The following is a 10,271-nucleotide window of genomic DNA, read 5'->3' on the forward strand; positions in this document are numbered from 1 at the left end:
CAAGATCAAAAGATCGCAGCCTGCGGCAGCTCCTACAGGGGGGATTGCGGCGCCCGAGCCGGCGGCTTGTCCCCGCTTCCCCATGTCAGCCCCGTAAGCCCCGATGTTTTAGCTTTTCCAGGCTGCGCGCAGCAGGCACGGACTCGCGGCTGCGCGCTCCTTTTTCTCGTATTTACAGCAGGTTATCCCATGCATTTCAGCGAACTGATGGCTGTTCTTTCCACCCATGCGATCCGCCTTCAACAGGAAGATGAAGACCTGGTCATTCTGGGCAGCGACGACGCGCTGGACGATGCGTTGTGGGACAGCCTCAGCGAACACAAGGCGCAGCTGCTGGAACTGGTCGCCCGTCATGGTGGCGACTGGCTGAGCCCGGCGTTTCGCATCACCCCGGACATGCTGCCGCTGGTGACCCTGGATCAGCCGACCATCGACCGGCTGGTGGCCAAGGTGCCCGGTGGCGCCGCCAACTTGCAGGACATTTACCCGCTGGCGCCGTTGCAGGAAGGCATGCTCTACCTGCACCTGTCGGCACCCGCCGGCGATCCTTACGTGTCACAAGCGCGGTTCGCCTTCGACAGCCGCGAACGGCTGGAAGCCTTCGCCGAGGCGTTGCAGTGGATGATCGAACGCCACGATATCCTGCGCACTTCGTTTGTCTGGGAGCGTCTGGACGAACCGTTGCAAGTGGTGCAGCGGCAGGCTCGTCTGCACTGCGAGGAAATCGCCCTCGACCCGGGCGCGGATGTCCTGATGCAACTGCTGGAGCGCCACGACCCACGGTTCTTCCGCCTCGACATCCGGCAGGCGCCGCTGCTGCGTCTGGTGTACGCCATGGATCCGGCCAATGGGCGCGTGGTCGCGCTGTTGCTGTTCCATCACCTGATCATGGATCACGTCGCGCTCGATGTGGTGCGCCGCGAAACCCGCGCGCACCTGCTCGGCCAGACTGCGCGGGTCGGGCCGCCGGTGCCGTACCGTGATCATCTGGCCAAAGCCCGTCTGCGTCTGGACGAGCAGGTTCACGAAGCGTTTTTCCGCGAGATGCTCGCCGATATCGACGAGCCGACCTTGCCTTGTGGTCTGCAGGACGTGCAGGGCGACGGCCAGGACATCGAAGAAGCCGTGCTGATGCTCGACGCCGATTTGAGCCGGCCACTGCGCGGCCAGGCGCGTCAGCTCGGCGTCAGCGTCGCCAGCCTGATGCACCTGGCGCTGGCACGCGTGCTCGGCCAATTGTCCGGGCGCACGGCGGTGGTGTTCGGCACCGTGCTGCTGGGGCGGATGGAGGCGGGTGAGGGCGGCGAACAGGCGCTGGGGATGTTCATCAACACCTTGCCGCTGCGGGTGGATGTCGGGCAGGACGGCGTGCGCGCCGGGGTGCTGGCCACCCATCGACGCCTGACCGCGTTGCTCGGCCATGAACAGACCTCGCTGGCCCTGGCCCAACGTTGCAGTGCGGTGGCGGTGCCGACGCCGTTGTTCAGCGCGATCCTCAACTATCGCCACAGCAGCAGCGAAGAGATCGCCGAGGTCAGCGAACTGGCCCCTGGCGTGCAAGTGCTGGGCGCCCGCGAGCGCACCAACTACCCGCTGACGATCAACATCGACGACCTCGGCGAAGACTTGCGCATCACCGCGCTGGCGGATGCGGCGCTGGGCGCCGAACGCATCGCCGCTTACCTGCACACCGCGTTGTATAGCCTGCTGCAGGCCTTGCAATCGACCCCGGATGCACCACTGCAACTCCTGAATATCCTGCCGGCCGCCGAGCGCGAATACCTGCTGCACGGAGTCAACTCGCCGTTGCCGCAGTTCCCGCAAACGCCGTTGATCCATCAGCAGTTCGAAGCGCATGCGGCGGCACGCCCGGAGGCCACAGCGCTGCTGTTCGAGGAGCAGACACTGAGCTACGGCGAGCTCAACCGCCGCGCCAATCAGCTTGCGCATCATCTGCTGGCGCTGGGGATTCGCCCGGATCAACGCGTGGCGATCTGCGTCGAGCGCGGCCCGCAGATGATCATCGGCCTGCTCGGTATCCTCAAGGCGGGCGCCGGTTACGTGCCGATCGACCCGGCGTATCCGCTGGAGCGCATCGCCTACACCCTGCAGGACAGCGCCCCGGTGGCGGTGCTGACCCAGGCCGATACGCTGGACCGGGTTGGCGCGCTCAACGTGCCGAGCATCGATCTGGACAATGTGCAGTTGCAGGCTGAACTCGGCAGCAATCCGCAGATTCCCGGGCTGAGCCCGAGTCATCTCGCCTACGTGATCTACACCTCGGGTTCCACCGGGCTGCCCAAAGGCGTGATGGTCGAACACCGCAACGTGGTGCGCCTGTTTTCGGCGACCCACGACTGGTTCAACTTCAACCCGCAAGATGTGTGGGCGCTGTTCCATTCCTTCGCCTTCGATTTCTCGGTGTGGGAAATCTGGGGCGCGCTGGCGTTCGGCGGCCAGTTGCTGCTGGTGCCGCAGGCCGTCAGCCGCTCGCCGGACGACTGCTATGCGCTGCTGTGCCGCAGTGGCGTCACCGTGCTCAATCAAACGCCGAGCGCCTTCCGCCAGTTGATCGCCGCGCAGGGCCGCAGCCCGTTGCAGCATTCGCTGCGCGAGGTGATCTTCGGCGGCGAAGCCCTGGAGCCGGGCCTGCTCAAACCGTGGTACGCGCGGGTCGGCAATGCCGGTACGCGGCTGGTGAACATGTACGGCATCACTGAAACCACGGTGCACGTGACCTATCGCCCACTGGAAGCCGCGGACGCGCAACTGGTCGGGCGCAGCCCGATCGGTGTGGGCATTCCCGACCTGCAGCTGTACGTGCTCGACGCGCAGCGCGAACCGGTGCCGGTCGGCGTGATCGGCGAGTTGTACGTCGGTGGCGCCGGGGTTGCCCGCGGCTACCTCAACCGCGAGGCGCTGACCGCCGAGCGCTTCATTGCCGACCCGTTCAGCGGCCGTGCTGCAGCGCGCCTGTACAAGACCGGTGACCTGGCGCGCTGGTCAGCGGATGGCAGCCTCGACTACCTGGGGCGCAACGACGATCAAGTGAAGATCCGGGGGTTTCCGCATTGAGCTCGGTGAAATTGAAGCTCGCCTCGCCGCCTGCGCCGGTGTGCGCGAAGCGCTGGTAATCGCTCGTGAAGACAGTCCCGGTGACAAGCGTCTGGTCGCCTACTGGCTGGCCGCCGAAGGCACTGAACCGAGCGCCGCGCAACTGCGCGACGCGTTGTTGCAATCGCTGGCCGACTACATGGTGCCGAGCGCCTTTGTGCGCCTCGACGCCATACCGCTGACCAACAACGGCAAGCTTGATCGCAAATCCCTGCCACAACCGGACAGCGACGCGTTCGTCCGTCGCGGTTTCGAAGCCCCCGTGGGGCCAGTGGAAATCCTGATCGCCGGCATCTGGCAGAGCCTGCTCGGTGTCGAGCAGGTCGGGCGGCACGACAATTTCTTCGAACTCGGCGGCCATTCGCTGTTGGCGGTGAAACTGATCGAACGCATGCGCCAGCACGACTTGCAGTGCGACGTGCGCGTGCTGTTCGGCCAGCCGAGCGTCGCGGCGCTGGCGGCGACCCTGAGTCACAGTCACGCCCTGCGGGTGCCGGACAATCTGATTGCCGCCGATTGCACGCGGATCACCCCGGACATGCTGCCGCTGGCCACGCTGGATCAGGCCGCCATCGACCGCGTGGTCGCCAGCGTGCCCGGCGGCGTCGGCAATGTGCAGGACATTTACGGCCTGGCACCGTTGCAGGCGGGGATTCTCTACCACCATCTGGCGACCAGCACCGGTGACCCCTACGTGTTGCAGGCGCAATTCGCCTTCGCCGGACTGGCGCAGATCAAGGCCTTCGTCCGTGCGTTGAATGCGGTGATCGCGCGCCACGACATTCTGCGCACCAGCGTGTTCTGGGAAGGGCTTGAGGAGCCGGTGCAAGTGGTCTGGCGCGAGGCGCCGCTGGCACTGGAGCGGATCGATGCCGACCTGCTGGAAGGCGATGTGCTGGAGCAGATGCAGGCGCGGTTCGATCCACGGCACTACCGCCTCGACCTGCGCCGCGCGCCGCTGATGCGTCTGGCCTACACCGAAGACCGTGCACAGCAGCGCTGGGTCGGCATCCTGTCGCTGCACCACATCGTCCTCGACCACACCGCACTGGAAGTGCTGCTCGCGGAAATGAACGACAGCCTGCAACCGAGCAGTGCCGATCTGCCGGCGCCGGTGCAGTACCGCAACTACGTGGCGCAGGCGCAACAGCATGCCGATACCCAAGCGCACGAAGCGTTCTTCCGCGACATGCTCGGCGACATCGACGAGCCGACCGTGGCCTTCGGTGTGCAGGACGTGCATGGCGATGGCAGCAGCAGCGTCGAGAGCGCGCAAGCGCTGGATTCGAGTGTGGCCCAACGCTTGCGCGAACAGGCGCGGCGCCTCGGCATCAGCGCCGCGAGTCTGGTGCACCAGGCCTGGGGTCAGGTGCTGGCAAAGGTCTCGGGCCGTGAGGATGTGGTATTCGGCACCGTGCTGCTCGGGCGCATGCAGGGCGGCGAGGGCGCCGACCGGGCACTCGGCATGTTCATCAACACCTTGCCGTTGCGGGTCAGTGTTGGCGCTACCTCGGTAGAGCAAGGCGTGCGCGCTACTCATGAGCGTCTGGCGCAATTGCTGGCGCATGAGCAGGCCTCGCTGTCGCTGGCCCAGCGTTGCAGCGGTGTGGCGGCGTCGCTGCCGCTGTTCAGCAGCTTGCTCAACTACCGTCACAGCGCGGCGGAGCCGGCAGGCGTGGCCTGGGACGGGATCGAGATTCTCAGCTCCCGCGAGCGCAGCAACTATCCGCTGGTGGTCAGCGTCGACGACCTCGGCACCGGTTTCCGCCTGAGCGTGCAGGCGGTGCCGCAAGTGGATGGCGCGCGGGTCTGCGATTACCTGCAAACCGCGCTGCACAACTTGCTGACAGCCCTGGAACACACGCCAGCCACGCCACTGCGGCAGATCTCGGTGCTGTCGCCGAGCGAACGGCAGCGGGTCCTGGTCGGCTTTAACATCAGCGGTCGCGACTTCCCGCCGGCACAAACCGTGCAGCGTTTGTTCGAGGCCCGGGCGGCCGCGCACCCTGCAGCGTTGGCGGCGGTGCAAGGTGCGCAGCAGTTGCGCTATGGCGAACTCAATCAGCGGGCCAATCGTCTGGCGCATCACCTGATAGGCCTTGGCGTGCAGCCCGATGACCGGGTCGCCCTGTGCGCCCGGCGCAGTCCGGACATGCTGGTGGCGCTGCTGGCGATCCTCAAGGCCGGCGCCGGTTATGTGCCGGTCGATCCGGCGTATCCGCCGGAACGCATCGCCTACCTGTTGCAGGACTGCGCCCCGGTGGCGGTCGTGGCGCAGGCCTCGACTCGCGATCTGCTCGGTGGCGTGCCGGTCATCGATCTGGACAACGACCTCTGGCAGCACCTCTCGGATGCGAATCCGCAGGTGCCGGCATTGACGCCGAACCATCTGGCGTACGTGATCTACACCTCCGGCTCCACCGGCCAGCCGAAAGGGGTGATGGTCGAGCATGCGACCTTGGAAAACCTTGTGCACTGGCACGCCGAAGCTTTCGACTTGCAGGCCGGCAGCCAGACCGCGAGTGTCGCCGGCTTCGGTTTCGATGCGATGGCCTGGGAAGTCTGGCCGGCGCTGTGTGTTGGCGCGACCTTGCACTTGCCTCCGCCGTCGATCTGCAACGAGCACCTCGACGAGTTGCTCGACTGGTGGTGCGCGCAGCCGTTGCAGGTCAGCTTCCTGCCGACGCCGGTGGCCGAATACGCGTTCAGCCGGCAATTGCAGCACCCGACCTTGCGCACGCTGCTGATTGGCGGCGACCGACTGCGTCAGTTCAACCGTGCGCAAACCTTCGAGGTGATCAACAACTATGGCCCGACTGAAGCGACGGTGGTCGCCACCTCGGGCCGGGTCGAACCGGAACAGCCGCTGCATATCGGCCGCCCGATTGCCAACGCCAAAGTCTATGTGCTGGACGCTGAGCAGCACCCGGTGCCGGTGGGAGTGGCGGGCGAGTTGTATGTTGGCGGTGCCGGCGTGGCGCGCGGCTATCTGAATCGCCCCGAGCTGAGCGCTGCGCAGTTCCTGTTCGATCCGTTCAGCGACGAGCCGCAGGCGCGCATGTACCGTACCGGCGATCAGGCGCGTTGGCTGGCCGACGGCAACCTCGAGTACCTGGGGCGCAACGATGATCAGGTCAAACTGCGTGGCGTGCGTATCGAACTCGGTGAAATCGAAGCCGCGCTCGGCAGCCACGCGGCGCTGCGGGAGGCGGTGGTACTGGTTCGTGACGGGCGGCTGATTGCGTGGTTCACCGAGCGCACGGCGGTCGATATTCAGCAGTTGCACACGCATTTGCAGGCACGCTTGCCGGAGGCGCTGTTGCCGGCGGCTTACGTGCGGCTGGACGCATTGCCGTTGACCGCCAACGGCAAGATTGACCGCAAGGCCTTGCCGGAACCGGAGCACGGCGCGTGGCTCAGCCGCGAATATGAAGCGCCACAAGGTGCCGTGGAAAACGCGCTGGCGCAGATCTGGATCGACGTGCTGAACGTCGAGCGCGTCGGGCGTCACGACAACTTCTTCGAACTGGGCGGGCATTCGCTGCTGGCGGTGAGCCTGATCGAGCGCATGCGCCAGATCGACCTCGCGGCCGACGTGCGCGTGCTGTTCAATCAGCCGACCCTCGCTGCACTGGCCGCCGCTGTTGGCAGCGGTCGCGAAATCGAAGTACCGGCCAACCGCATTCCGCCGGGTTGCACCCGCATCACCCCGGACATGCTCAGCCTGACCGAGCTCGATCAGGCGAGCATCGAGCGCATCGTCGCCACCGTGCCCGGTGGCGCGGCCAATGTGCAGGACATCTATCCGCTGGCGCCGTTGCAGGAAGGCATTCTTTATCACCACCTGAGCGCCGAACAGGGCGATCCGTATCTGCTGCAATCGCGGCTGATCTTCGACAGCGTCGAGCGTCTGCGCACTTTCAGCCGAGCCTTGCAGCAGGTCGTCGCCCGTCACGACATTCTGCGCACCAGCGTGGTCTGGGAAGGCTTGCCGAGTCCGCATCAGGTGGTGTGGCGCGAGGCGCCGCTGGTGGTACAGGCGGTGCCGCTGGATCCGGCTCAGGGCGACGTCCTTGAGCAGCTGCACGGGCGCTTCGATGCCCGCTACAACCGTCTCGACGTGAGCCAGGCGCCGTTGATGCGCATCGTCTATGCCGAAGACCCGGCGCAGCAACGGGTGGTGGCGATCATCCTGTTCCAGCACTTGATTCTCGACCACACCGCCATGGAGGTAGTGGGCCGAGAGATGCGCGCGTTTATGTTCGATCAAGCCGACCGCCTCGGCACGCCGATGCCGTATCGCAACTACGTGGCGCAGGCGCGTCTGGGTGCCAGCGAGCAGGAGCACGAAACGTTCTTCCGCGACATGCTTGGCGATATCGACGAGCCGACCCTGCCGTTCGGTTTGCACGACGTGCAAGGCGATGGCGGCGACATTGAAGAGGCGCAGCAAGCCGTCGATGCCGGGTTGACCCTGCGCCTGCGTGAACAGGCGCGGCAGTTGGGTGTCAGCCCGGCGAGCCTGATGCATCTGGCCTGGGCGCAGGTGCTGGGGGTACTTGCCAACCGCCGCGACGTGGTGTTCGGCACGGTGCTGTTGGGTCGCTTGCAGGGCGGCGCGGGCGCGGATCGCACCCTGGGCGTGTTCATCAACACCTTGCCGCTGCGGGTGGATGTCAGCGAAGGCGTGCAGTCTGCTGTCAAGACCACCCACGCACGGCTGACCGCGCTGCTGGCCCATGAACACGCGCCACTGGCGCTGGCCCAGCGCTGCAGTGCGGTGTCCGGCGCGCCGCTGTTCAGCGCCTTGCTCAACTACCGGCATACCGTCGCCGAGGCGCAGCCGCGTGACGGTCAGGGCATCTGGGAAGGCGTGCAATTGCTCGGTGGCGAAGAGCGCAGCAACTATCCGCTGACCCTCAGCGTCGACGATCTCGGCACAGACTTTTCTTTGACCGTGCTGGCGTTGACGCAGATCGGCGCGCAACGGATCTGCAGCTACATGCACACCGCGCTGGAGCATCTGCTGCACGCACTGGAGCAGGCGCCACAGCGTGCGCTCAACCGTTTGCCGATTCTTGCGGTGGAGGAATACGAGCGCTTGCTGGTCGGGTTCAACCCGACGGCGGCGGCATACCCGCGCGGGGCGACGATTCAGTCACTGGTGCAAGTGCAGGCCGAGCTGCATCCGCAAGCGCTGGCGGTGGTGCAGGGCACGCAGCAACTGACCTATGCGCAACTCAATCAGCAGGCCAATCGCCTGGCGCATCACTTGCTCGGCCTCGGCGTGCAGCCGGACGACCGGATTGCCGTGTGCCTGCCACGCAGCCCGCAGATGCTGGTGGCGTTGCTGGCGATTCTCAAGGCTGGCGCCGGTTATGTGCCGGTCGACCCGGCGTACCCGGCGGAGCGCATCGCCTACCTGTTGCAGGACAGCGATCCGGTGGCGGTGCTGGCGCAAGGCTCGACCCGCGAGCTGCTGGGCCGGGTGCCGGTGATCGATCTGGATCAGAACCTCTGGCAGCACCTGGCGGCGACCAATCCACAACTGCCGACGCTGACCCCGGCGCATCTGGCTTACGTGATCTACACCTCGGGTTCGACCGGCCAGCCGAAAGGCGTGATGGTCGAACACGCGACCCTGGAAAACCTTGTGCACTGGCACTGCGAGGCGTTCGACCTGCGCGCCGGCAGCCACACCGCCAGCGTCGCCGGTTGCGGTTTCGACGCGATGGCCTGGGAAGTCTGGCCGGCGCTGTGTGTCGGCGCGACCCTGCACCTGCCGCCGCCGTCGATCAGCAACGAACATCTGGATGAACTGCTCGACTGGTGGCGCGCGCAGCCGTTGCAGGTCAGTTTCCTGCCGACGCCGATTGCCGAATACGCCTTCAGTCGTGAACTGGGGCATCCGACCTTGCGCACGCTGTTGATCGGCGGCGACAAGTTGCGCCAGTTCCCGCGTGAGCAGACCTTTGCCGTGATCAACAACTACGGCCCGACCGAGGCTACGGTGGTCGCGACTTCCGGGCAAATCCATGCCGGGCAATTGCTGCACATCGGCCGGCCCATCAGCAACGCCAGGGTTTACTTGCTCGATGAACAGCAACGTCCGGTGCCGGTTGGCGTGGCGGGCGAGTTGTACGTCGGTGGCGCGGGGGTGGCCCGTGGTTATTTGAACCGTCCCCAGCTGACCGCCGAACGCTTCCTCGAAGACCCGTTCAGTGACGAACCGCAGGCGCGCATTTACCGCACCGGCGACCTCGCACGCTGGCTGGCCGACGGCAATATCGAGTACCTGGGGCGTAATGATGATCAGGTCAAACTGCGCGGTGTGCGGGTGGAACTGGGTGAAATCGAAGCCGCGCTGTCCAGCTATCCGGCGGTGCAGGACGCGGTGGTGCTGGTGCGCGAGGCGCGGTTGATCGCCTGGTTTACTGCCCGCACAACGGTCGATATCGAGGATCTGCGCGCGCATTTGCAAGCGCGTCTGCCACAGGCACTGGTGCCGGCAGCTTACGTGCGGCTTGAGGCGCTGCCACTGACCGCCAACGGCAAACTCGACCGCAAGGCCTTGCCCGAACCGGATCAGGACGCCTGGCTCAGCCGCGAATACGCAGCGCCGCAAGGGCCGGTGGAGGCCGCGCTGGCGCAGGTCTGGGCCGAGGTGCTGCAGGTCGAACAGGTCGGGCGGCACGACAACTTCTTTGAGCTGGGCGGGCATTCGCTGCTGGCGGTGACCCTGATCGAGCGCATGCGTCAGCTCGGCCTGAGCACCGACGTGCGCGTGCTGTTCAGCCAGCCGACCCTCGCCGCGCTGGCCGCCGCCGTCGGCAGCGGTCGCGAAGTCGCGGTGCCGGCCAACCTGATTCCGGCCGGTTGCACGCACATCACCCCGGACATGCTGACGCTGGTGCAACTGGATCAGCCAGCCATTGAGCGCGTGGTTGCCACGGTGCCGGGCGGGGCCGCCAACGTGCAGGACATTTATCCGCTGGCGCCATTGCAGGAAGGGATTCTTTATCACCACTTGAGCGCCGCGCAGGGTGATCCGTACCTGCTGCAATCGCGCCTGGCGTTCGACAGCCTTGAACGCTTGCAGGCTTTCGCCGCCGCGCTGCGTCAGGTCATGACCCGGCACGACATTCTGCGCACCGGCG

Annotated in this window: 1 pseudogene; it reads left to right on the forward strand. The window is 66.0% G+C overall.

What is annotated here, in order from left to right:
* Window positions 1-189: 189 nt before the first annotated feature.
* A pseudogene (locus HT737_RS27235) lies at window positions 190-10,271 on the forward strand (amino acid adenylation domain-containing protein); the annotation flags it as partial.

Source organism: Pseudomonas sp. MD195_PC81_125 (assembly GCF_014060985.1).
Classification (GTDB): Bacteria; Pseudomonadota; Gammaproteobacteria; order Pseudomonadales; family Pseudomonadaceae; genus Aquipseudomonas; species Aquipseudomonas parakoreensis.